The sequence below is a fragment of the Janibacter sp. GXQ6167 genome (assembly GCF_041365945.1).
GTDB lineage: Bacteria > Actinomycetota > Actinomycetes > Actinomycetales > Dermatophilaceae > JBGFSK01.
In genome coordinates this window covers 79,358-102,838 of the sequence record NZ_JBGFSK010000007.1, presented here as the reverse complement: position 1 = coordinate 102,838, position 23,481 = coordinate 79,358, and the positions used below count along the sequence as shown (strand labels likewise).

Below are 23,481 nucleotides of genomic sequence, written 5' to 3'. Positions count from 1 at the left end.
GGTCAGCCGCCCGACGGGCGGCGTGGGGGGTTCTTCTTCTCGGCCGCCTTGCGGGCCGCGTCGGGCAGGTCCATCTGGCGTGCGCGCTCGACGATTGGGCGGTCGGCGCCCTTCGTGCGGGCGGCCTTCGCAGCGGCCTCCCGCTCGCGCTCGGCCAGGTTCATCCGCCGCAGCCGGGTAAACATGCTGCGCATCAGCAGCCACAGCCCGACCGACAAGACGAAGAAGGCGACGAAGGCCCACCAGCCGGGGGCGACGACGGAGCTCGGTTGGTTCACTGCCAGTCCTTCACGGTCGGCTCGACGCGGGCATCGATCACCAGGTCGAGATCGGGTCGGGTCGCGAGCGCGTCCGCCTCGGCGAGCGAGGACGGCAATCCGGCGAAGAGGTCGTCCTCGGGCAGATCGGTCGGGACGTAGGACATCGCGAGTTCGAACTCCTCGGTCGGCCAGACCTCGCGCTGCACCGCGTTGGGCAGGGCGAAGAAGGGGCCGTCCGGGTCGACCTGGGTGGCGTGGGCCCGCAGAGCGTCATCGCGCAGATCGAAGTAGTCCGCGCACTCGACCCAGGTCGTCACCTCGCGCTCGGGTCGGCCGTCGCGACGCTTCAGCCATTCACCGAAGGGGGACTCGACCCCCTGGTCGAGCAGCGCCTGGTGCATCGTCTCGAGCCGCTTCCGGTGGAATCCGGCGTTGTAGTAGACCTTGAGCGGCCGCCAGGGCTCCCCCGCGTGCGGGTAGGCGGTGGGATCGGAGGCTGCCTCCACGGCGGCGATCGTGACCCGGTTGGTCATGATGTGATCCGGGTGCGGGTAGCCGCCGTCCTCGTCATAGGTCGTCACGACATGGGGCCGGAAGCGGCGGATTTCGCGCACGAGCGCCTCGGTCGTCACCTCAAGCGGCTCGAGGGCGAAGCAACCGAAGGGCAGCGGCGGACGCGGATCCCCTTCCGGCAGACCGGAATCGACGAATCCGAGCCAGGTGTGTTGGACGCCGAGGATCTCCTGCGCCCGAGCCATCTCGTCCCGACGAACCTCGGCGAGATCGCGCTGGATGTGTGGGTCGTCCTGGAGTTTGGGGTTAAGGACGTCGCCGCGCTCACCACCGGTACACGACACGACGAGCACGGGGTGACCCGAACGCACGTACTTCGCGCTCGTCGCGGCCCCCTTGCTCGACTCGTCGTCGGGGTGAGCGTGCACGGCCATCAAGCGCAGCGCTTCCATCAGTGGGGTTACCTCCACAAGGTCTCACGGGCGACCCCGGTCGGGTCTGGTTCGGTCCCTTCCGCGTCGGCCCCGGGTGACCAGGCGCCTCCCGGCATGAGGGACGATAGGAACTCCTATTGTCGCACCTGCGCGGCCCACCCCCTTCGCGAGGAGTCCCCCGGCCCCATGAACACCGAGTCGACCACCACCGGCCAGAGCAACCGCTTCTGGTGGATCGTCGGCACCCTCGGGGTCGGCGTGGCCGTCGCGATCACCGTTTGGTTCGGGCTCGCGAGCACTCAAGACGTCATCACCTGGCAGGATCGCCGCTTCGAGCGCCATGCCGAATACACGACCTTGGAATTCGAGGTCACCCGGCCGAAGGGGGTCGAGGTCACCTGCACCGCGCGCGCTCTCGATGCCACGTACGGCCCAGTGGGCTCGGTGGATGTGAAAATCCCAGCCAGTGAGCGGGATACCGAGATCGCGACGGTCCGCATCCAAACGACCACCGAAGCGGCCACGGCCGCGATCAAGGAGTGCCTCAAAACTCCCTAGAAATCGGGTCCGAAGGGGGGAAAAATCGGCGCTTTCGGCCGGTAGCGCCTACCGTCGGGTACCCTGGTCTCTTAAGCAAACCGGGTCTGGGCCGCGATTCGCGGGCCAGACCTTCGCGCATGATGCGCGACATCAGCGCCGATGACCGGTCACGCGGACCGGCGCGGCACTTCATTTCAAGGAGTAGTTCCCGTGAGCGAGACCGCGACCACGTCGTACCTGACCCAAGACGCCTACGACCGGCTCCAGGCCGAGCTGCGTGAGCTGTCTGGTCCCGGGCGCACCGAGATCGCCAAGCGCATCGAGGATGCCCGCGAGGAGGGCGACCTGAAGGAAAACGGTGGCTACCACGCCGCCAAGGAGGAGCAGGGCAAGATGGAGGCCCGCATCCGCCAGCTGACCCAGATCCTCGACACCGCCACCGTGGGTGAGGCGCCGCCGGACGACGGCGTCGTCGAGCCCGGCATGGTCGTCACCGTCGAGATGTTTGGCGACGAGGAGACCTTCCTGCTCGGCTCGCGCGAGATCGCCGACGGCTCCGACCTGGAGGTCTTCTCCGACCAGTCCCCGCTCGGCGCCGCGATCAACGGCAAGAAGGTGGGCGACTCGGCGTCCTACGAGGCCCCGAACGGCAAGACGATCGACGTCAAGATCACCGCCGCCAAGCCCTACCAGGGCTGAGCGGCCTCGCCCCCACCGGTGGGGGCACACGGCGAAGGGGGCCGGTCCAGTGATCTGGGCCGGCCCCCTTCGCCGTGCTCGCTCGGAGATCTCGGGGGGTTAGGCGGAGGTCCGCCGCCCGAAGGCGCGCAGCGCGAGCGGGGCGAGGATCAGGCAGAGCCCGACCGACCAGATCACGACCATCAGCTCGGGGTGATGCAGCGGCCACTGGGCGTCGGCCGGCGCGGGCGCGCCATTACCCCAGAGGTTGCGCAGGGCCTGGGCGAGCGAGGAAATCGGATTCCACTCGGCGATCACCCGAAGCCACTGCGGCATGTTTTCGCTCGGCGCGAAGGTGTTGGCGAGGAAGGTGATCGGGAACATCGTCGAGAACATCACCCCGTTGACCGCTTCGACCGAGCGCATCGTGGAGCCGACGAGGATGCCGAGCCAGATCATCGCGAAACCGAAGAGGAGCAACAGTCCGTAGGCGAGCAGCGCCTTCGGCACGCCGTTGTGGATGCGCCACCCGACCAGCAGACCGGTGAGCCCCATCACGACGACGCCGATCGAGGAATGGATCAGGCTCGAGATGCTGCGCGCGACGAGCACCGCGGCCCGGTGGATCGGCAGCGAGCGAAGGCGATCGATGACCCCCTTCTCCAAGTCGTTGGTGAGGCCGAGCGCCACGATGAAGGAGGAAAAGGCCATCGTCTGGACCATGATCCCCGGCAGCAGCCACTCGCGATAGTTCGCGCCCTGGGTCTGGATTGAGCCGCCGAAGACGAAGGCGAAGAGCAACACAAACATCACCGGCTGGATGGTGACGTCCGAGAGCATCTCCGGCATGCGCTTGATATGGATGAGGTTGCGGCGGACCAGCGTGCGCACCTGACGCCCGAAGGGGGCACCGCTGGCTCGAGGGGTGGCCGCTTGGTTGCTGGCCGTCGTCGTCGGTGGGGTATCGATGGTGGTCATGAGGACTCCTCGCCCTCGGCGCGGTGGCCGGTCAATCGGAGGAAGACATCGTCCAGGGTGGGCCGTTTGAGGCCGATGTCGTCGAGGTCGATCCCGGCGGCATCGAGCCGCGCGGCGATCCGGGTAAGTGCTCCAACCCCTTCGGTCCCGGCGGTGATCTGCCGGGCGGCGTCATTGACGTGGACGTCGCCGACCTCCGAGCGGACGAGGTCGGCGGCTTCGGCGAGGCGCTCGGCTTCAGAGACGGTCACGACGAGGGCGGCCTGGCCCGAACTGTCCTTGAGCTGCAGTGGCGTGCCGTCGGCGATCACCTTGCCCTGGTCGATCACGACGATGCGATCGGCGAGGTGATCGGCCTCTTCGAGGTACTGCGTCGTGAGCAACAGCGTCGTCCCGTCGGCGACGAGGTCGCGCAGCACCCCCCAAAGATCCTGTCGGCTGCGCGGGTCGAGGCCGGTCGTCGGCTCGTCGAGGAAGAGCACCGGGGGCGAGGCCACCAACGAGACGGCGAGGTCGAGGCGGCGGCGCATGCCACCGGAGTAGGTCTTGGCGATGCGGTCACCGGCGTCAGTGAGGTCGAAGCGTTCGAGCAGCTCCTCGGTCACCGAGCGCACCTCCCCCTTCGCGAGGCCGTAGAGGTCGCCGATCATGCGGAGGTTTTCGCGACCGGTCAGCAACTCGTCGACGGTCGCGGCCTGGCCGGTCAGCCCCATGGATTGGCGCACGGCTTGGGGATCGGTCCGTACGTCATGGCCCGCGACCGTGGCGGTGCCGGACGTGGGCTCGAGCAGGGTGGTCATCATCCGCACGCAGGTGGTCTTGCCCGCGCCGTTGGGACCGAGAAGTCCAAGCACGGTGCCGCGCGGGACCGAAAAGGAGACGTGATCGACGGCCGTATGGTCGCCGAATCGTTTGACAAGGTTATGAGCCTCGATGGCAGGGGAACTCATGGTGGCGACCCTAGGCGAGAGTGCCGACAACCCACCTCCTCTTTTCCGAAGAGGCCTGCGCGGGCCGGCCGGACCCAGCGAGCGCCCAGGTCGCGGTGGCACAATCCGCGCCATGATCTTCGGCTACCGTTCCCACCCGCCGATGCCTACGGCCGAGTCCGCCCTGACCGGCCGTGACCAGCGGCCCTTCGACCTGCCGGCCACCCACCGCGTCCTCGGGACCCCGCTGGAAGGACCCTGGCCGGAGGGCACCGAGGTCCTCTACATCGCGATGGGGTGTTTCTGGGGCGCCGAGCGGATCATGTGGCGGCTCCCGGGGGTCGTGACCACGGCGGCCGGGTACATGGGCGGCTTCACGCCCAACCCGACCTACGAGGAGACCTGCACGGGCCAGACCGGCCACACCGAGGCGGTGCTCGTCGCCTACGACCCCGCGCAGATCGCGCCGGAGCAGATCCTGAAGGCGTTCTGGGAGAACCACGACCCGACGACGCCCAACCGGCAGGGCAATGACGTCGGCACGCAGTACCGCTCAGCGATCTACTGGACCACGCCCGAGCAGGCCGCGGCCGTCGAGGCGACCTCCGCCGCCTTCGCCGAGGAACTGCGCCGCCACGGTCATGGCGAGATCACCACCGAGATGCGCCCGGCCCGCGACGCCGGGACCTTCTGGTACGCCGAGCCGTACCACCAGCAGTACCTCGACGCGAACCCGGGCGGCTATTGCAACCACGGGCCGAATGGCCTCACCTGCCAGGTCGGGATTCTGCGTCAGGACGAGGTGCCGGCTCAGAGCGAGATCGTCCCGCCGCGAAGCTAAGGGCGTCCGCTGGGCTCGGTGAACATCTCCGGGCTTGGCGCCCCCTTCGGCCCGCTAGGACGGGGATCGTGCCATCGGACGGGGATGTTTCCCCGTCCGATGTCTCTGACCCCGCCATCGCCGCGCGCGTCCGTGCCGCCCGCGAGCGCCAATGCCCTTTACGGGAAGTCGACCACCTGGCCGAGGTCTCGCTCGAGCGCCCGCTCATAGACGAGCGCGGCCAGCGCGACGTCGTCCATCGCGAGCCCCATATTGAGCACGATTCGCCGCCCTCGCGCCGGGACCTCCACCTCCCCGGCAACGATCGCCGCCAAGTGCGAGATCGGCTCGGGGAAGTCGAAGAAGTACTTCTCCCCCGCCACCGACCCGTACTGCCCGAGGTCATCGACGGCGTAGAAGGACGCCTCGTGGAAGGCGCTGGCCGCGAGCGCGTCGTCGTAGTCCACGGGGAGAAGGAGCGCATCCTCGGCGGTCTGACGAGCATCCAGTTTCGGGTCGAGCGCCCTCGTGATCGTCGTGATCACGAGGTCCGCACCCTCGGCGCACTGGGCCGGCGACTCGGCGATCACGGTCCGCCGCTCACCCGCGAGGGCGGCGACCGCACGAGCCGCTTCCGGATCGGTGTCGTACAGGCGAACCTGCTCGACCTGCGGGTGTTCGCTGAGGGCGACCTCCAGGTGTCGGCGCCCCTGAGCTCCGCAGCCGATGATCGCCAAGCGCTCCGCGGTGACCGGCACATGACGCATGGTGACGCCGGAGACGGCCGGGGTGCGCATCTCGGTGATCCAGCCGCCATCCATCAGGGCGATCGGGCGCCCCGTCGAGGAGTCGTTGAGGATCACCGTGCCGTAGATGTAAGGCAGGCCCGCGCCCTTGTTGGTGTCGTAACCGGTCACCCATTTCAGGCCCAACGCGTCGCTGCCGCCGAGGTACGCGGGCATGGCATGCGCGAAGGAGCGCTCCCGCGACGAGACCTTGGGCTTGGGCGGGTTCTGCACCTCCCCGCGCGCCTTTTGGGCGAAGGCATCTTCGATGACATCGGTGATTTCGGGCCAGGTGAGCCCGAGGGCCTCCAGCGCCGAGCGGTTCAGGACACGCAGGCCGTCCGACCCATCAGCAGGTGCACTCATGCTCCGAGAGGCTATCGCGTGGGCAACCCGCGAAATCGGGGTGCCGGCCGAGGCCCGCCCCACCCGCAGCTCCCCCTTCGTGCCGACTTTGCTTAAGCAAGGCCTAGATGCTTACCCACGAGGGTGAGCATCTAGGCGCTGCTTAAGCAAAGTGAGGACGAAGGGGGTTAGATCGCCGCTGCGACTTCGGTGCCTTGCTTGATCGCGCGCTTGGCGTCGAGTTCGGCCGCCACGTCGGCGCCGCCGATCACGGTGACCGTGACGCCCTTGTCCTCCAGCGGCTCCACCAACGCCCGAACCGATTCCTGGCCGGCGCAGATCACGATGTGGTCGACGGCGAGGACGCGCTGCTCACCATCGACGGTGATGTGCAGGCCAGCGTCGTCGATCTTGTCGTAGCTGGCTCCGGTGATCTGGTGGACCCCCTTCGCCTTGATCGCCGCGCGGTGGACCCACCCGGAGGTCTTGCCGAGGCCCTTGCCGATCTTGGACGTCTTGCGCTGGACGAGGTAGACCTCGCGCGGAGACGCCTCGGGCTCGGGGGTGGCAAGACCGCCCCGGGCGTCGGACTCGTCGGCGACGCCCCACTCCTTCTTCCACTCGGGCAGGTCGAGGGTGGGCGACGAGGTCGTCGTGAGGAACTCCGTCACGTCCACGCCGATGCCGCCGGCTCCGACGACCGCGACGCGCTTGCCGACCTCCACCTCGCCCAAGACGACCTGCGGGTAGGTGACGACGCTCGGGTGGTCGATGCCCTCAATCTGCGGGACCCGCGGCTCGACACCGGTCGCGAGGATGACCTCATCGAACCCGTCCAGGTCCTCCGGTTCGGCGCGGAAACCGAGGTGGACCTTGACGCCCAGCCGGTCCAGCTCGCCGCGGAAGTAGCGGATCGTCTCCGAGAACTCCTCCTTGCCCGGGATCCGCATCGCGATCGAGAACTGACCGCCGATGTCGGATCCGGCCTCAAACAGCTCGACCCGGTGGCCGCGCTCGGCCGCGGTCTTGGCCGCCGACAGCCCCGCCGGGCCGGCGCCGACGACGGCGACCTTCTTCGCGGTCTGGGTCGGGCCGATCGTCAAGATCGTCTCGTGCGCCGCCCGGGGGTTGACCAGGCATGACGTGGTCTTGCCCGAGAAGGTGTGGTCCAGGCAGGCCTGGTTGCAGGCGATGCAGGTATTGATCCGCTCGGGGGTCCCAGCGGCGGCCTTGTTGACCCATTCGGCGTCCGCGAGGAAGGGGCGCGCCATCTGGACCATGTCCGCATCCCCACGAGCGAGGATGTCCTCGGCGACATCGGGCATGTTGATTCGGTTGGTCGTGACCACCGGAATCGAGACGTGCGGGCGCAGCCGGGCCGCGCTCGCGACGAAGGCACCGCGGGGCACCGAGGTCACGATCGTCGGGACCCGCGCCTCGTGCCAGCCGATCCCGGTCGAGATGATGCTGGCCCCCGCCGCCTCGATCTCCTTGGCCAGCGCGACGATCTCGTCCCAGGTCTGGCCATCCTCGACGAGGTCGAGGACCGAGAGGCGGTACAAGATGATGAAGTCGGGACCGACCGCGGCGCGCACCGCGCGGACGACCTCGACGGGCAGGCGACGCCGATTCTCCGGGCTCCCGCCCCACCCATCTGTGCGCTGGTTGGTCCGCGGCGCGAGGAACTGGTTGATGAAGTACCCCTCGGAGCCCATGATCTCGACGCCGTCGTACCCCGCGATCCGGGCGAGTTCCGCGGCCCGAGCGAAAGCGCGGATCTGGCGGCGGACCCCCTTCTCGCTCAGAGCCCGCGCGGTGAACTTGCTGATCGGGGCCTTGGTGGAGGAGGCCGACACCGAGAAGGGGTGGTAGGAGTAGCGCCCGGCGTGCAGGATCTGCAGCGCGATCTTGCCGCCCGCCTCATGCACGGCCTCGGTGATCTGCTGGTGCTGCCGCGCCTCGCGGCGAGTGGTCAGTTTGGAGGCGCCGGGATAGAAGGTCCCGACGAGGTTCGGCGCGAAGCCGCCGGTCACGATGAGCCCGGCGCCACCCTTGGCCCGCTCGGCGTAGAAGGTCGCGAGCCGGTCGAAGTCGCGCGCCTTGTCCTCGAGCCCGGTGTGCATCGATCCCATGATCGTGCGGTTCGGCAGGGTCGTGTAGCCGAGGTCGAGCGGCTCGAAGAGGTGGGGGTACTCAGTCATCGACCGGCACTTCCTTGTCTGGTCATGTGGTGCGTCAGGGAACGCGTCTATCGTTGCAGCACATCATCTCTGCCCACTCGCGCACCAACCCAATCAATGTGGCACGTGACACGTCAGGGGCCGGTCGAGGGGTTGGGCGGCCAACGCCGGGCGCCTAGGGTTGTGGGTGACCGGAGCGATCGCGAAGGGGGCAGCACGCCGATGGCAGGGCTCGGACGGACCGTGGGGCGACTAGCGCTCGGAACCGTGGGGGCGGCTGGCGCCGCTGCCGCGGCCGGTGGTCTCGGGTATGGGCTGATCCAACTCCAGGGCAAGTTCGCCCGCCACCTGGTCGGCTCCCCCTTCGACGGCGCACCCGATGACGACGGTACCTACGGCGCCGCCCCCGGAACCCCAGTCGAACTGTTGATCCTGGGCGACTCCACCGCTGCCGGTCTCGGCGCCGACAACCGATACCAAACGATCGGGGCAATCCTCGCCGGTGGGCTCGCCGCGATCATGGGTCGCCCGGTCGAGCTCATCAACGAGGCCGTGATCGGGGCCGAGTCCTCCGATCTGCCCGCTCAACTCTCCCGCGCGCTCGCTCGGATGAATCAACCCGATGTCGCGGTCATCCTGATCGGCGGCAACGACGTCACGCATCGGATCGACCGGCGGACTGCCGTGAAGCACCTCGAGCGCACCGTGCGGTACCTGCGCACTCTCGATGTCCCGGTCGTCGTCGCGACCTGCCCGGATCTTGGCACCGTCGAGCCCATTCCCTTCCCTCTCTCGGAGCTTCTTCGTCGCTGGAGCCGCGAGTTGGCTGCCGCGCAGACCGTCGCCGTGGTGGAGGCGGGGGCGCGCACGGTCTCCATGGGTGACCTGCTGGGGCCGGAGTTCGAGGCGAGTCCGGCGGTGATGTTCAGCAAGGACCGCTTCCACCCCTCGGCCGCTGGCTATGCGCGGGTCGCCTCCGCGCTGCTACCGAGCGTCGCCGCCGCACTCGAGGCCTGGCCCGGTGGCGGCCCGCACGATGATCAACCGCAGGCGCACCGCGGCGAAGGGGTCGAGCCGGTGAGCGAGGCGGCCGACCGTGCGGTCGAGACGCCTGGTACCGAGGTTAGCCCGACGACCGTCGACGGCGACGCGATCGGACCGCGCGGGCGCTTCGCCATGCTCCGGCGGCGCCGCCAGGCCCCGGCCCCACTCCCAACCGACCCAGGGTGAGCGAACGCACGCTAAGCAAGCGCTCACTGGGCATTACCATCGAGCCAGCAGGCATCTGAGGCCGACGCTGCCCTGCCGGGCCGCGTCGCCACGAACCATGGAGGACCAATGACCGAAGCCGTCATCGTCTCGACCGCTCGCACCCCGATCGGGCGAGCGTTCAAGGGCTCACTGAAGGACATCCGACCCGACGATCTCTCGGTCCAGGTGCTCCACGCTGCCCTCGCCAAGGTGCCCGGGCTCGACCCCAACACCATCGACGACCTCTACTGGGGTTGCGCCGAGCCGTCGCACAAGGCCGGCTCCAATATGGCCCGCGTCATCGCGGTCCTCGCCGGCTACGACGCCCTCCCGGCAGCCACGATCAACCGCTTCTGCGCGTCCTCGGTCCAGACCACGCGGATGGCGTACCACGCGATCAAGGCTGGCGAGGGCGACATCTTCGTCTCCGGCGGTGTCGAGAGCGTCTCGAACTACAACAGCTTCTCCGGAGCCGGGGGCTCCAGCCTGGAGGACCAGAACCCCCTCTTCGCCGAGGCCGCCGAGCGCAGCGCCCGCATGGCCGAGACCAACGAGGTGTGGACCGACCCGCGCGATGAGGGTCTGCTGCCCGATGTCTACCTGTCGATGGGGCAGACCGCCGAAAATGTCGCCACCGTGCGCGGCATGGACCGCCTCCGGATGGACGAGTGGGGCGTGCGCTCGCAGAACCGCGCCGAAGCCGCCATCAAGTCCGGCTTCTTCGAGCGGGAGATTGCGCCGGTCACCCTCGCCGACGGCACCGTGATCAGCACCGACGACGGTCCGCGCCCGGGTGTCACCCTCGAGGCACTGCAGGGCCTGAAGCCCGTCTTCCGGGAGAACGGCACCGTCACCGCCGGCAACTGCTGCCCGCTCAACGACGGCGCCGCCGCTGTGGTCGTCATGAGCGACACCCGCGCCAAGGAACTCGGCCTCACCCCGCTCGCCCGGGTCGTCGCGACCGGCGTCTCGGGGCTCTCCCCCGAGATCATGGGCCTCGGCCCGGTCGAGGCGTCGCGTCGGGCCCTTGCTCACGCGGGGATGTCGATCTCGGACATGGATCTCTACGAGATCAACGAGGCCTTCGCGGTGCAGGTGCTCGCGAGCGCCGATGACCTCGGGATGGACGAGGACAAGCTCAACATCAACGGTGGGGCGATCGCCCTCGGTCACCCCTTCGGCTCGACCGGCGCCCGCATCACGACCACCCTGCTCAACGGCCTGCAGGCGACCGACGGCACCTTCGGCCTCGAGACCATGTGCGTCGGTGGTGGTCAGGGCATGGCGATTATTTACGAACGCCTCTCCTGATCGACGCGGCACGACCGTTACGCCCAGGTGAGGCGCAGCTCCGCCAGACGATCGTCCAGGTCCGAAGGGGGCGGCTCGCCCGCCTGATAAGCGTCGTAGATCACGACCCGGAGTTGGTCCATGATCACTGCCGGCCCGAGGTCCGGCACATCGGTGCCCGCGAGTTCGGCCATCAGGTCATGCACGGCCGGGACAAAGGAGACCGCGCGGTCCAGCGGCAACTGCTGCCACCGCCGGACCGCGCGGGTCAGTTCGCGCGCGACCGTCTCGGGGACGGGTGAAACGGTCACGGTCGATCACCTCTAGTCGCGCATGCGGGCGAGCAGACGCAGGATCTCGAGGTACAGCCAGATGATCGTGACCAGCAGGCCGTGGGCGAGCAGCCAGGAGAACTTCTCCGGCGCACGGGCCGCAACCGCCTTCTCGATCGAGTCGAAGTCGAGGGTCAGGGTCACCGCGGCGAGCCCGGTGGCAAACAGCGAGATCCCGACCCCGAGCCAGGTCGTCCCGCCGAACCCGAAGGGGGTGTTGGTGAGCATCGCGTAGCCGAGGTTGATCATCGCGAAGACGAAGTAACCGAGGATCGCCATCGAGACGATCGAGCGGAACTTCTGGGTGACCTTGATGACGCCGGTCTTATAGAGGGCGAACATCGCACCGAAGACGCACAGGGTCGCAAGGACCGCCTGGACGACGATGCCCTGGAAGATCGGGGTGTTCTCCGAGTCGAAGGCCAGCGCATAGGTCCGGCTGATCGAACCCACGAAGAGCCCCTGGAAGGCCGCGTAGGCGAGGATCAACGGGACGCTGATCGTCTTCTTGAGGTAGATCGCAAAGCCGAGACCCAAGGTGGCGATCAGGCCGACACCCCAAAAGACCGGGCCGAAGTTCGGCGCCAGGAACCACGCCGGGATGGCGGTCACCATCAAGACCGCGAAGAGCGTCGCGGTCTTCATCATCACGTCATCGAGGGTGACGGCGCGGCCATCGTCATACGGCGCCGGGACCTGCTGCTGCCCGGGCTGCGGGTACTGCTGCCCGAACTGACCCTGCTGGCCATAGCCCGACGGAGCGGGCGGCTGCTGGTAGCCGTAGCCCTGCTGGCCGTAGCCTTGCTGGCCGTAGCCCTGCTGCGGGTACTGGCTCTGCTGGGGCTGGGCCTGCTGCTGGGGCGCCGACTCACGAAAGCCTGCGTAACCGTTTTGAGCGCCTCGCTCAATCCGGTCGAGGAAGGGGTTGGACATCGGTCCTCCTGGTCGGGGCGCATCGGCGGATCGTCTTCGCCGACGTCGAGAACTGCGACCAGCATAAATGCCATGACTGACAGGCGCCTGACTGGACGGCAACGATCCGGTGGAGCCTCGCGCGGCCCCCGTTACGAGCATCGGCGGCGGACACCCTAAGGCGCCCCCGACGGGATTCGAACCCGCACCTGTGGCGATTTTAAGTCGCCTGCCTCTGCCAGTTGGGCTACGGGGGCAGGTCAATCCTAAGGGGCGCGAAAGCGGCACGAAGGGGTGGGCGCGGCCCCCTGCACCGCGCCCACCCCTGGCTTCGTGACCTCCCTAGCGGGTCGGTGGAGACGTCGTCCGTGACCCGCTCGAATCCCGTCCGTCCTCGCGGGGGCTCGTGCTCGGCGACGGCGTCGGGGCAGCGCTGGGAGAGGCGGATGGGCTCACCAGTTGAAGGGGGGTGAGGCGCAGCGCCGGTTCCCAGGGCTCCAGGCCGTCCTCGCTCAGGGCCGGCTTCCACGGGTCGCCTCCGTTGGGGACGGGAAAGACCGTTTCCTCGCGGCTTTCGCGGCCTCCATCGGCCGTCGCCTGCTCAGTGAAGACCTTCAGGGCCCGACCACGCTGGTCGAAGAGGCGAATCCGCTCGACTCGGTTGCCGTCAGCGTCGTAGGCGTACAGGTTCGTCACCGGCTCGCCGTCGATCGTGAGGCCCGAGACGTCCTGGACTGGCATGTCCGAGTAGTCCGCTGATGCCGTCGCGCCTTGGACCATGAAGAACAGGACGACAGCGGCGACCGCGACCGCGAAGGCGTTACCCACTGCCCCGATCACCCGTGCCCAGACGTGCCCCTGCCGGACCTGGAGCCCCAACCAGATCGAGAGCGCGACCAGGCCCACCAGAGCGACGAGGCCGGGAAGGAGCAGCGAGGCGCTGATCAGACCGACGAGCCCGACCGTCGCGAAGGCCGCGATGGCGCCCCTCAGCACCCATCCCACGGGGGCGAAGACGCGCGCGACCTCGAGCAGGGGTTGTAGCCACTCCGGCTTGGCCCACGCGTCCCAGCGCGCCACCGCCTGCTCGAAGGGGTCGAGATTCCTCTCCGATGGGGGCGCCGGCCGAGCCGGAGGGAGGCCTCCCGCCGCGCGCAGTTCGGCGGCGTAGGTCGCCGGCTCACCCACCCGGGCTCGCCAGGCGGCACCCCCTTCGCTCTCCTCGCGCTCGTCGGTCAGGTCGGCCTCGAGCCCGGCGGTGAGCTCCTCGACCTCGTCGGGACTGAGATCGGCGAGGTAGGCGCGAACCTGCGCGACGTACTGGGCCACCTCGGGGTGCACTGCCTGCGTGTTCACTGGTCTACTCCTGCCGTGGTCAAGAATCCGTCGACCGTGGTCGCGAAGGCGCGCCACGTCTTCCCGTGGTCGCGCAGGACGTCGCGGCCGCGTGGGTTGATGCCGTAGTACTTGCGGTGTGGTCCCTCGTCGGAGGGCACGACATAGGACGTGAGGACGCCCGCCGCGTACAGCCGCCGGAGCGTGCCGTAGACCGACGCGTCACCGACGTCTTCAAGCCCCCCACTGCGCAGCCGCCGGACGATGTCATATCCATAGCCGTCCTCGTCGGCCACGACAGCCAGCACGGCAAGGTCCAGCACCCCTTTGACCAATTGAGTTGAGTCCACGGGCGCACCCCCTTCTCGGTGTTGTGACTGACACACTACTACGCAGTCCGCACTACCGCACCTACTAAAACACCGTGTCTCACGCCACCGTGCGGAAAGTCTGCGGAGGTCAGCCGCTCGCGCGCTCGGCGGCGGAGAAGGCGATGCCGTCGAGGATGTCCTTTTCGGAGGTCACGACCGTTACCCCAGGGCTTGCCGCCCGGACCCGGTCGATGATCTCGTACCAGACGAGTGCCCCGGCGCCGATCACGTCGACCCGGCCCGGATGCATGAAGCCGAGCGCGGCCCGCTCGGCGCGGGTGAACTGGACGAGCTCCTCAGCGGCGTCCATCGCCTCGCTCGGGGAGAGCGTCGCGAGGTGGATGGCGGCGGAGTCGTACGCGGGCAGGCGAAGGGCGTGCGCGGTCACCGTGGTGATCGAGCCGGCGAGCCCGACGAGCGAGTGGATCCCGCCGAAGCCCACGGTCGCCTCGGCGCGATCGAGCGCTTCGGCAATGTCGGCGCGGGCGGCGTCGACCTCGGCCTGGGTCGGCGGGTCGGAGTGGAGGTGTCGCTCGGTCATTCGGACGCAGCCGATGTCGAGGGAAATCTCTCCCATCACGTCGTGCGTGCCGCGCACGATCTCGGTCGAACCGCCGCCGAGGTCCACCACGAGGTACGGCCCCTCGATCTCTTCGGTCGCAAGGGCCCCCGTCGCACCGGCAAAGGACAGCTCTGCCTCTTCGTCACCGGAGACCACCTCGGGCTCAATCCCGAAGTCCGCGAAGGCCTCGCGCACGCCCTGGACGAAGTCCGCCGAGTTCTCGGCATCGCGGGTCGCGGAGGTCGCGACGAAGCGCACCGCCTCACACCCAGCGTCCCGGCACTGCTCGGCGTAGCGACGCGCGGCGATCAGGGTCCGCTCCAAGGCCTGCGGGTCGAGTCGACCGGTCTGGTCGACACCCTGGCCGAGCCGGACGACCTCCATCGTGCGTTCGACGTCGACGAGCGAGCGCGCCCCATCGTCGGAGATGGTCACGTCCGCGATGAGGAGGCGGATCGAATTCGTCCCGCAGTCGATGGCTCCGACCCGCATGGTCACTCGCTTTCGTCTGCGGCGCCGCCGCAGCAGGGGTTTGCCGTCCACCATTGCGGTAGCCGGTCCAGGGTTTCGTCGCCGGGCAGGTTCACTCCCGGCCCGACCGCCAGTGCATGCGCCGCAACCACATGGAGGCACTTCACGCGAGTCGGCATCCCGCCGGCCGAGATCCCGTCGATTTCGGGTACCTCGCCGAGTTCACCCCGCCGAGCCAGATAGTCCTCGTGGGCGCACTCGTACGCTGCTCGATACTCCTCGTCGTTCGCGATCCGCTCGCTGAGCTCGACCATGAGTCCCTGGCTCTCCAGGGTCGAGATCGCGCCCGTGAGGCGCGGGCAGGTCGCGTAGTAGCTCGTCGGGAAGGGGGTGCCATCCGGTAGCCGCGGCAGCGTCCGCACCACTGCCGGACCTCCGCAGGGGCAGCGATACGCGACGTCGATGGCGCCGCGAAGGGGGCGGCCCAACTGGCGTTCGGCCATGGCGAGGTCAGCGTCGCTGATCCCCTCTGGGGTAGCGCGGTCGTGGTCGGTCACGCCAGCAGATTACGGCCCCGGCGCATGATTCGGGTCATCGGCCGCTTTAGCGGAGTCCTCGATCTGTCGATACCAGGGCAGTTGCGACTCCGCGACGGCCGTGCCGGTGTCCGGGTCGACCTCGGTCGGCTTGGCGTTCGGATCGATCACCGTGTACGCCTGGTCGCCCACCTTGACGAACTTCAGCCGCTTGCGGGCCTGGGCCTCGACATAGGAGTCGGTCTCCCATAGGGCCTTTTCGCGCTCGAGTTCGGCAACCCGCTTGTCCAGGATCTCGTTGGACGCGGCGAGCTCGTGCATGCGAGCGCGCTGGTCGAGATAGGACTTCATCGTCGGCCCGATCATCGCCGCGAGCACCACCAGGATCGAACCCAGCGCGATCCACCGCCGGGTGGTCATCATCGCCTTGCGCTGCGTCGTCGGAGGGCGCCGCTCGCCGAGCTTGCGGGTGCCGCGCGTCGCCGGGCGCGAGCCACTCGGGCGTCGCGGACTCCGAGGCGTCATGCGGTTCACTCCTAGCTGTCGCGGTGCGGGATGCGCGCTTTAAGCCTAGGTGCCGAGGGCGCCGTTCCCCGGGAGCGACCCACCGCGGCCGCCACTTCACGTGGCGTGGTCCGGCTCGGCCGGGTCGAGGCCCGCCAGGTGACCGCTTTATCGCATTCGAAAGACAGTGCAGTGACCGCTGGATAGCCTTTCGAACATGATCGGGAGAAGCACCGTTAATGCCGCGAAGAAGGTGCTCTTGAACCTCCGTGCGGACATCTCCGACCCCCAATATGTCCCGCCCGGACACTATTACTCACCTCTGCCGAACAGCGCCGACCTCGAACGCGCGATCCACGCAAACGGTGAACCGCTCGGCGTCGACCTTCGCCCCGACCACCAGATCGAACTGGCCCGTCAGCTGGACCTTGCCCTGCCGGCAAATAACCGTTGGGTCGACGGCAATGTGTGGTTCGGAGCCTCCGATGCGGCAGTGCTGCGCGCGATGATCCGGCGGGTTCGTCCCCGCTCGTTCGTCGAGATCGGATCCGGGTACTCCACCGCGATCGCCCTCGACACCATCGACGATTTCGACCTCGAGACCTCCGTCCTTTGCGTCGACCCCTACGCCGACCGGCTGAGGTCGGTCCTTCGGCCCGCTGATTCCGCGCGGGTCACCATCCGCGAAGAGCAGGTCCAGGACATCCCTCCCGCGGACCTTGCCGCCCTGGTTGCGCCGGGCGATATCTTCTTCATCGACTCGACCCATGTCGCCAAGCCCGGCTCCGACGTGCTCCACCTCTTCCTTCACACGCTCCCCCTTCTCCCCGATGGCGTGCACGTCCAGATTCACGACATCTTCTGGCCGTTTGAGTATCCCGACTCCTGGCTCCGTCAGGGACGCGCGTGGACCGAGATCTATCTCCTGCATGCGCTCTTAGCGGACAGCGCACGATGGCAGATCGACTTCTTCTCCGACTGGTACTGGACCGAGCACCGCGAGGCCGTGCCTGCGCCGTTGCGCTCCTCTCGGCCCGGTTCGATCTGGCTGAGCACCGTCGACTAGCCGCAGCAACGACGAGCGAGCCCCCTTCGCCAGGCGAAGGGGGCTCGCGACGTGCTCGTCGAGCGTGTGTCCGTTAGCCCTTGAAGCGGGGGAAGGCGCCGGCGCCGGCGTAGACCGCCGCGTCGTCGAGTTCCTCCTCGATGCGCAGGAGCTGGTTGTACTTCGCGACGCGCTCGGAGCGGGCCGGGGCGCCGGTCTTGATCTGGCCGCAGTTGGTCGCGACGGCGAGGTCGGCGATCGTGACGTCCTCGGTCTCACCGGAGCGGTGGCTCATCATGCAGCGGTAGCCGTTGCGCTGAGCGAGTTCGACCGCGTCGAGGGTCTCGGTGAGCGAGCCGATCTGGTTGACCTTGACGAGCAGCGCGTTGGCGGCGCCGATGTCGATGCCCTTGCCGAGCCGCTCGGGGTTGGTGACGAAGAGGTCGTCGCCGACGAGCTGGACCTTGTCGCCGAGCGCGGTGGTCATCGCGACCCAGCCATCCCAGTCGTCCTCGTTCAGCGGGTCTTCGATCGAGACGAGCGGGTAGGCGTCGACGAGCTCGCTGTAGTAGGCGACCATCTCGTCGGCGGACTTGCTCGCGCCCTCGAAGGTGTACGAGCCGTCGCTGTAGAACTCGCTCGCGGCGACGTCGAGGGCGAGGGCGATGTCCTTGCCCGGCTCGTACCCGGCGGCCTTGATCGCCTCGATGATGAGGTCAAGGGCGGCGCGGTTGGAGTCGAGGTTCGGCGCGAAGCCCCCTTCGTCACCGAGACCGGTCGAGAGGCCCTTGTCGTGCAGGACGGCCTTCAGGGCGTGGTAGACCTCGGCGCCCCAACGGAGAGACTCCTTAAAGGACGGCGCACCGATCGGCGCGATCATGAACTCCTGGATGTCGACATTGGAGTCCGCGTGGCTGCCGCCGTTCAAGATGTTCATCATCGGCACCGGCAGGATGTGCGCGTTCGGCCCACCGACATAGCGGAAGAGGGGCAGGCCAGCGGAGTCGGCTGCGGCGCGGGCGACGGCGAGCGAGACGCCGAGGATCGCGTTGGCGCCGATCGTCCCCTTGTTGTCGGTGCCGTCGATGGCGAGCATTTCGCCGTCGACGAGGCGCTGCTCGCTGGCCTCGAAGCCGAGCAGGCGGGGCATCAGGTCGTCCTCGACGGCGGTCACGGCGTCCTGCGTGCCCTTGCCGAGGTAGCGCTTCTTGTCCCCGTCCCGACGCTCGACGGCCTCGAACGCGCCGGTCGAGGCGCCGCTCGGGACGGCAGCGCGGGCGATGGTGCCGTCGTCGAGGGCCACCTCGACCTCGACGGTGGGGTTACCGCGCGAGTCCAGGATCTCCCGGGCTCCGATTGCTTCGATGCTGGCCACGATTAGGTCACTTCCTCAAAGGGTTGGCGAAGGGGGTGAAGTCCCACTCCCGACCCTATCGCTCAGCCACGAAGCGGGCTCGCCCCCTTCCTGACACCGGTTTAGCGGCGGGCCTTCTTCGAGTAGTTCTCCAGCTTGGTGCCGAAGAGGGCGAAGCGCGGCAGCCGGTCGGCGCGATCGGAGAACCACGCGAGCATCATCTGGGTGAAGAGCTCGTGCTTTTCCTTCGTGTACGGGAACCAGTTCGCCTCGATGACCGATGAGTCCTTGTCGATCACCATCGACTTCGCGTGGGCGAAGGCGCGCAGCCCGGCGACACCCTTGTACCGCCCCATCCCGGAATTGCCGACACCGCCGAAGGGCAGAGCGGGGGTCGCCTCGGTCGCCATCACGTTGTTGATGGAGACTCCCCCGACCCGAAGGGCGCGCGCGACCCGCGTCGCCCGGTCCAGGTCCTTACTCCACACGCTCCCGGTCAGACCGAAATCGCTCGCGTTGGCGCGCTCGATCGCCTCGGCCTCGGTCGTGAAGCGGTAGACCGGTAGCACCGGGCCGAAGGTCTCCGCGCTCGCGATCAGGGCGTCGCCGGGGATGTCGGTGATCACCATCGGCGGGATGAGGGGGTTGGACCCATCCCAGTCGGCACCGGTGCGCACCGTGGCCCCCTTTGCCTTGGCATCGGCGATGTGCTCGGCGACGACGCGCACCTGCGCCTCGGTCACCATCCCACCGATGTCACCGTCCCCATCGGCGTCGACGACCTGCTTGATGGCCTGGGCGCCTGCGACCAGCGCCGGCACGAAGACGTCGTAGATCCCGTCCTGGACATAGATCCGCTCGACCGAGGTGCAGGACTGACCGGTCGAGGTGAGCCCGCCCCAGAGGGCCCCGGCCACGGCGCGGTCGATGTCAACGTCGTCAAAGACGATCATCGCGTCCTTGCCGCCGAGCTCGAGTTCGACGGGGATGAGCTGCTCGGCCGCCGCGGCCATGATTTTCTTCCCGGTCGCGGTCGAGCCGGTAAACATCACCTTGTCCGGGCCCTGCGCGAGCAGATCGGCACCCACGGCACCATCGCCGTAGATGATCTGCACCCAGTTCGGGGCGAAGGACGCGTCCTCCAGGAGGGATTCGATGAGCCCGGTCAAGGGGGTGTGCTCGCTCGGCTTGTAGACCACCGTGTCGCCCGCGGCGATGGCGAGCGCGATCGGGGCGATCGCCTGATAGAAGGGGTAATTCCACGGCGAGATGACGAGCAGCACCCCGAGCGGCTCGTAGGCGATGAGGGACTTCTTGCCCATCATCGTGAGTGGGGTCGGGACCTTCTCATCGGCGAGCGCGTCGGCGGCGTTCTTCTCGCACCACAAGACGACATCAAGGCCGCCGAAGATCTCCGAGACGAGGATGTCCGAGCGCGACTTGCGGGTGTCGGCCTGGACGACGTCGATGATCTCCTCGCGGCGCGCGAGGATCGCGGAGCGGAGCCGGGCCAGGTGAGCGACCCGTTCCTTGATCGTGGGGCGCGCCAGGGACGGCGCCGCGGCTCGGGCGCGCTCGATCGCCCCGGCTGCGGTGAGTTGCGGGTCGGGGTAGGGCTTGGTCATACGCTCACTTCCGGCTGCGAGGGGGTCGGGTGAAGGGGGGCCAGTCCGCTCGGTGGGAGCGAGGCGCTGGACGCGAGGCTACGGTCAGGCTCTTCTGGGTGCGCGGTGATCGTCGCGTCATATCCAATCGCCCCATGGACCACTCCACCGCGATCCACGCCGGAGTAGTAGAGCGACACGATGAGCCCCTTGACGCCGAAGCTCGCCATCCGCAGGCCCGCACCGAGCGGACCGGGGGCGCGGTCGCCGCGCTCCGTCGCTTCGACGACGGCCCGCACCGCCGGACGGGGCATGCGGGCGAAGGCATCGAGCATCATCAGCACGGCGGAGCGATCGGACTCGTACATCCACGCCAGCATCCGGTGGACTTCGTCGGCGACACCCGAGTCGGTAAAGCTCGGCAGCCCGGCCTCGGGATCGCCGGGGATCACAATGTCGCCGAGCTTGTGCAGGCCGCGACGCTGGGCGGCCGTTAGTGGTGCCACCTCCGGCACGATGGGTCCGGCGTTCATCGGCTCTCCTTCACGATGGTCTCGGCAGCCTTGATCGACAGGGCCTGGATGGTGAGCGATGGGTTTACTCCGGGGGCATTGGGGAAGATCGAGGAGTCCGCCGCCCAGATCCGCCGGGAGCCATGCAGCCGGAAATCGGCACCGACCACGGAGTCGTCCGCGCCCTGACCCATCCCGAGCCCGCCCATGAGGTGCAGACCGATCCCGATCCGCCCGGGGATGATCTTCTTCGCTCCAGTGGAGTAGAAGATGTTGCGGATCGCGTCCATGCCGTGGTCGCGGCGCCGCTTGTCCTCATCGCCGAGGCGCTTGTCGATGACCGGGGCGGTGCCGATTGCCCCCTTCACGCCCGTCGCTCCCTTTGCGATCCTGATCCGCCCCGGCGTCGTGTCCCGCACGCACACCTCCACGCAGGCGAGATGGTCGAGTTGGGCCATCACCTCGCTGTGCTCTCGGGCAATCCCGGGGACGAGCATCGCGATCCCGACCGGTCCCGCGAAGACATTTTCGAGCTTGAATCCCTGCCGCCGGAACCCGGCATCGTCCGACTTGTAGTTCTGCAACGGACCGCGGAAGGCTCCCACCGGCTCGTCGTAGAGGGCGAGGTTCATGTATTGCGGGTGGGTGTAGTAGTCGTGCCCGATCCGCGGCAGGCGCTCATCAAAGCCCGAGGACAACAGCAACTTTGAGTTGCCGATCGCGCCCGAAGCGAGCACGAGCCGGGCGCCGCGGAAGGTGCGCTCCACGCCATCGGCGCCACGGGCGCGGACCACTACCCCATCGGCGGTCTCGGCGACCTCGCCGACCTCCATCTGCGAGATCAGGCGGGCCCCGGCCGCGAGGGCCTTCGGGATCGAGGTGACATTGGGGCTCTGCTTGGAGTCGATCCGGCACCCGCCGAGACACTCGACGCAGGAGTTGCCCTCTTCGAAATGGCAGTTGGATTCGGCGCGGCGCAAGGGTTTGACGCGATAGCCATTGCGCGCGAACCCCTCGGCGAAGATCTCGGCATTGCGGTTGCGGTACTGCTCGGGGACCTCCTCGAGCGCCATCCGGGACTCGGCCTGCTCGTAGTACGGCGCCATCGCGTCGCGGCGGAAGAAATCGACTCCGGAGGCGGCGCGGAAATCATCGAGCGCGATGTCATCGAAACGGTCCATCAGGGCTTGATTGACGATGCCCCCGCCGCCGACGACCCGGGGGCGCAGCGTCCCGATCGAGGCGTCGGTGTTCAGCTCGACCCCCCCGCCCCAATACAGCCAGCTATTTCCGTCGAGTTCATTGCGGGGGTAGGTCTCGCGAGAAAGGTGCGGGCCGGCTTCGAGGACCAGGACTCGCAAACCCTCTTCGGCCAGATCGCGGGCCATTGTCCCGCCCGAGGTCCCGGCACCGACGACGATCGCGTCATATCTCGTGCTCTCGTCGCTCGCTGTGACCGTTGCACTGGTGAGGGCCAATCTCGGCCTCCTTCTTCGCGTCAGGGGATGCTCCACGCGGGAGCCCTGACGATGCTACCCGTCGGTAGTCGACGGGGAGCGGGATGTGGCCTTTTCCACTCGCTCGGCGACCTTGATCCGCTCCCACTGCTCCTCGACCTCGGCCGGAGTGCTGGCGGAGGCGTCCCCGAAGACGTGGGGATGGCGCCGGACCAACTTCGCGACCAAGGTCCCGGCGACATCGTCGATATCGAAGGGAGAATCGCTCGCCTCTTGCGCGACCCGAGCGTGGAAGAGGACCTGGAGCAGGACGTCGCCGAGTTCCTCACGGACATCCTCGGGGTGAGTCCGCCCGTCGGCGAGGCCCGAGATGGCCTCGGCGACCTCTTCGGCCTCTTCGTGCAGATACGGCAGGAGGCTCTCGTGGGTCTGCTCGGCATCCCACGGACACCCGCCTGGGGACCGGAGGCGGTCCATCACCGCGACGGCATCGAGCAACCGCGCGCCCTGGGCATCCCACGAGCCGACGATCACCTCGATGTCGGGCGGCGAGGTGCGCGCCGAGACCTCCGCCGCGAGCGCGTCGTGCAACCCAGGGTCACCGTCCGCGGAACCCAACCACACGACCGTCCGCCCCTGCTCGGCCGTGGTCACAAGCTCGCGGGCCAGAAGGTCTGCGGAGGTCGCGGCGGTGGCCTCCAAGGCCAAACCCTCCGCGGTGACCGCGAGCGCGAGCGGCTCGTCCGAGGCGGACGCCAGCCGCAGATCGGCTTCGTCCAGCGCGCGCCAGGCTTCGCGGCTCAGCAGTCCCGGCGCCACTCGTGGGCTAGCAGCGAGCAGCAGGACACGTCCCGCCTGAGCGTCGGTCCGGCTCGGCCCGCTCATGGAAGGGTCGTCCTGATCAGGGAGTAGGCGCGGGTGCGTCCGGGGCCGGTGCCGGGGCACCCGGATCGGCCGCGTTCGGGTCGGCCGTTTCGACCGGCTTGATCCAGTCCGCTCCCCACGCCTCAAGCATGTGCTGGTCATTGACCCGGCCATAGCGCGGGTTCAGCGTCACCGAGGTCGACTGCAGCCGCTCCCCCAACTTGGCGCCCTGCTCCTGATTTAGGCCCTGGGCGGCGATCATCGTCCGGTAGTAGGTGATCGCACCGTCACCGACGTCGACAACCTTGCCGACCTCGGAGCGCACCCAGTCGGTGGTCGGGACCGCGATCCCATTTTCTTCGGCGAAGGCGATCACCTCGCTTGAGTACATGAGGGTGCCGAGCACCTGGGAGGGCGAGGTCGGCTGCTGGCCATTGCGTGCGGCGATCTCATTGGCCGCCCGGGTCGCGTCTTGGACATCGGCGATCGTGGTCTCGTGGCCGTTGACGACAGCGGCCGGGGTGTCACCTCCACCACAGGCGCCGAGGGTGAGGGCGCCGGCAGCAACCAGCGCGACGGCGGCGAGGCGATGACGAGCGATCACGATCATCAGGTCCTT

The 23,481-nt window shown here is 68.3% G+C and carries 25 protein-coding genes and 1 tRNA gene; 6 read left to right on the top strand and 20 right to left on the bottom strand.

What is annotated here, in order from left to right; genetic code table 11:
• Positions 1–2 precede the first annotated feature (2 nt).
• Together AB8K43_RS11640 and mca are read right to left on the bottom strand one after the other, a co-directional pair.
• Positions 3–278, bottom strand: coding sequence for a hypothetical protein (locus AB8K43_RS11640; protein WP_370894369.1), 276 nt, complete (start codon positions 276–278; stop codon positions 3–5).
• Entirely contained in the window at positions 275–1,228 is a 954-nt protein-coding gene (gene mca, locus AB8K43_RS11635) for a mycothiol conjugate amidase Mca (protein WP_370894460.1), read from the bottom strand. The genes AB8K43_RS11640 and mca overlap by 4 nt, the downstream gene beginning before the upstream one ends.
• Before the next feature lie 165 nt (positions 1,229–1,393).
• Here mca and AB8K43_RS11630 point away from each other — a divergent pair, with 165 nt between their 5' ends.
• Complete coding sequence (locus AB8K43_RS11630) at positions 1,394–1,765, top strand: DUF4307 domain-containing protein (protein WP_370894368.1); 372 nt, start codon at positions 1,394–1,396, stop codon at positions 1,763–1,765.
• A 192-nt stretch (positions 1,766–1,957) separates the two neighbouring features.
• Positions 1,958–2,446: a transcription elongation factor GreA gene (gene greA, locus AB8K43_RS11625; RefSeq protein ID WP_370894367.1), complete on the top strand. Its 489-nt coding sequence runs from the start codon at positions 1,958–1,960 to the stop codon at positions 2,444–2,446.
• A gap of 99 nt (positions 2,447–2,545) precedes the next feature.
• On the opposite strand, the gene AB8K43_RS11620 is transcribed toward greA, so the two are convergent.
• Both AB8K43_RS11620 and AB8K43_RS11615 read right to left on the bottom strand, forming a co-directional pair.
• Complete coding sequence (locus AB8K43_RS11620) at positions 2,546–3,403, bottom strand: ABC transporter permease (protein ID WP_370894366.1); 858 nt, start codon at positions 3,401–3,403, stop codon at positions 2,546–2,548.
• Positions 3,400–4,353 (bottom strand): ATP-binding cassette domain-containing protein, encoded by a 954-nt coding sequence (locus AB8K43_RS11615; protein WP_370894365.1) that lies wholly within the window; start codon positions 4,351–4,353, stop codon positions 3,400–3,402. Before AB8K43_RS11615 ends, AB8K43_RS11620 begins: the two co-directional genes overlap by 4 nt.
• Positions 4,354–4,465: 112 nt before the next feature.
• Between AB8K43_RS11615 and msrA the strand changes: the two genes are divergently transcribed.
• A complete protein-coding gene (gene msrA, locus AB8K43_RS11610) occupies positions 4,466–5,173 on the top strand; it encodes a peptide-methionine (S)-S-oxide reductase MsrA (protein WP_370894364.1) in 708 nt (235 codons plus the stop codon).
• A gap of 158 nt (positions 5,174–5,331) precedes the next feature.
• Here msrA and AB8K43_RS11605 read toward each other — a convergent pair whose 3' ends face one another.
• Complete coding sequence (locus AB8K43_RS11605) at positions 5,332–6,303, bottom strand: ornithine cyclodeaminase family protein (protein ID WP_370894363.1); 972 nt, start codon at positions 6,301–6,303, stop codon at positions 5,332–5,334.
• 167 nt (positions 6,304–6,470) lie between these two features.
• Positions 6,471–8,483: an FAD-dependent oxidoreductase gene (locus AB8K43_RS11600; protein ID WP_370894362.1), complete on the bottom strand. Its 2,013-nt coding sequence runs from the start codon at positions 8,481–8,483 to the stop codon at positions 6,471–6,473.
• A 201-nt stretch (positions 8,484–8,684) separates the two neighbouring features.
• Here AB8K43_RS11600 and AB8K43_RS11595 point away from each other — a divergent pair, with 201 nt between their 5' ends.
• Positions 8,685–9,692: an SGNH/GDSL hydrolase family protein gene (locus AB8K43_RS11595; RefSeq protein ID WP_370894361.1), complete on the top strand. Its 1,008-nt coding sequence runs from the start codon at positions 8,685–8,687 to the stop codon at positions 9,690–9,692.
• Positions 9,693–9,800: 108 nt separating this feature from the next.
• Positions 9,801–11,024, top strand: coding sequence for an acetyl-CoA C-acetyltransferase (locus AB8K43_RS11590; RefSeq protein WP_370894360.1), 1,224 nt, complete (start codon positions 9,801–9,803; stop codon positions 11,022–11,024).
• Between the two features lie 17 nt (positions 11,025–11,041).
• Here the strand turns inward: AB8K43_RS11590 and AB8K43_RS11585 are convergent, their stop codons facing one another.
• The 8 genes from AB8K43_RS11585 to AB8K43_RS11550 all read right to left on the bottom strand — a co-directional run bounded on the left by AB8K43_RS11585 (position 11,042) and on the right by AB8K43_RS11550 (position 16,047).
• Positions 11,042–11,314: a hypothetical protein gene (locus tag AB8K43_RS11585; RefSeq protein ID WP_370894359.1), complete on the bottom strand. Its 273-nt coding sequence runs from the start codon at positions 11,312–11,314 to the stop codon at positions 11,042–11,044.
• A gap of 12 nt (positions 11,315–11,326) precedes the next feature.
• The gene (locus AB8K43_RS11580) at positions 11,327–12,268 is read right to left on the bottom strand and encodes a Bax inhibitor-1/YccA family protein (protein ID WP_370894358.1); all 942 of its coding nucleotides are present in this window, start codon (positions 12,266–12,268) and stop codon (positions 11,327–11,329) included.
• A 161-nt stretch (positions 12,269–12,429) separates the two neighbouring features.
• Positions 12,430–12,504: transfer RNA gene (locus AB8K43_RS11575), tRNA-Leu, on the bottom strand.
• 85 nt (positions 12,505–12,589) lie between these two features.
• Positions 12,590–13,603, bottom strand: a complete 1,014-nt coding sequence (locus AB8K43_RS11570) for a hypothetical protein (protein ID WP_370894357.1) — start codon at positions 13,601–13,603, stop codon at positions 12,590–12,592.
• A complete protein-coding gene (locus tag AB8K43_RS11565; protein ID WP_370894356.1) occupies positions 13,600–13,932 on the bottom strand; it encodes a PadR family transcriptional regulator in 333 nt (110 codons plus the stop codon). The genes AB8K43_RS11570 and AB8K43_RS11565 overlap by 4 nt, the downstream gene beginning before the upstream one ends.
• Positions 13,933–14,041: 109 nt before the next feature.
• Complete coding sequence (locus AB8K43_RS11560) at positions 14,042–15,007, bottom strand: exopolyphosphatase (protein ID WP_370894355.1); 966 nt, start codon at positions 15,005–15,007, stop codon at positions 14,042–14,044.
• Positions 15,008–15,009: 2 nt separating this feature from the next.
• Positions 15,010–15,543, bottom strand: coding sequence for a DUF501 domain-containing protein (locus AB8K43_RS11555; RefSeq protein ID WP_370894354.1), 534 nt, complete (start codon positions 15,541–15,543; stop codon positions 15,010–15,012).
• Between the two features lie 9 nt (positions 15,544–15,552).
• The gene (locus AB8K43_RS11550) at positions 15,553–16,047 is read right to left on the bottom strand and encodes a septum formation initiator family protein (protein ID WP_370894353.1); all 495 of its coding nucleotides are present in this window, start codon (positions 16,045–16,047) and stop codon (positions 15,553–15,555) included.
• Between the two features lie 196 nt (positions 16,048–16,243).
• Here AB8K43_RS11550 and AB8K43_RS11545 point away from each other — a divergent pair, with 196 nt between their 5' ends.
• Positions 16,244–17,092, top strand: a complete 849-nt coding sequence (locus tag AB8K43_RS11545) for a class I SAM-dependent methyltransferase (RefSeq protein ID WP_370894352.1) — start codon at positions 16,244–16,246, stop codon at positions 17,090–17,092.
• Positions 17,093–17,165: 73 nt separating this feature from the next.
• Here AB8K43_RS11545 and eno read toward each other — a convergent pair whose 3' ends face one another.
• From eno to AB8K43_RS11515, 6 genes are all read right to left on the bottom strand, one after another.
• Complete coding sequence (gene eno / locus AB8K43_RS11540) at positions 17,166–18,446, bottom strand: phosphopyruvate hydratase (protein ID WP_370894351.1); 1,281 nt, start codon at positions 18,444–18,446, stop codon at positions 17,166–17,168.
• Positions 18,447–18,547: 101 nt separating this feature from the next.
• Positions 18,548–20,050, bottom strand: coding sequence for an aldehyde dehydrogenase family protein (locus AB8K43_RS11535; protein ID WP_370894350.1), 1,503 nt, complete (start codon positions 20,048–20,050; stop codon positions 18,548–18,550).
• Positions 20,047–20,562: a hypothetical protein gene (locus tag AB8K43_RS11530; protein WP_370894349.1), complete on the bottom strand. Its 516-nt coding sequence runs from the start codon at positions 20,560–20,562 to the stop codon at positions 20,047–20,049. The genes AB8K43_RS11535 and AB8K43_RS11530 overlap by 4 nt, the downstream gene beginning before the upstream one ends.
• Positions 20,559–22,019: an FAD-dependent oxidoreductase gene (locus AB8K43_RS11525; RefSeq protein WP_370894348.1), complete on the bottom strand. Its 1,461-nt coding sequence runs from the start codon at positions 22,017–22,019 to the stop codon at positions 20,559–20,561. Before AB8K43_RS11525 ends, AB8K43_RS11530 begins: the two co-directional genes overlap by 4 nt.
• Before the next feature lie 54 nt (positions 22,020–22,073).
• Positions 22,074–22,883 (bottom strand): MazG nucleotide pyrophosphohydrolase domain-containing protein, encoded by an 810-nt coding sequence (locus AB8K43_RS11520; protein WP_370894347.1) that lies wholly within the window; start codon positions 22,881–22,883, stop codon positions 22,074–22,076.
• 16 nt (positions 22,884–22,899) lie between these two features.
• Positions 22,900–23,472, bottom strand: coding sequence for a hypothetical protein (locus AB8K43_RS11515; RefSeq protein ID WP_370894346.1), 573 nt, complete (start codon positions 23,470–23,472; stop codon positions 22,900–22,902).
• Positions 23,473–23,481: the final 9 nt, after the last annotated feature.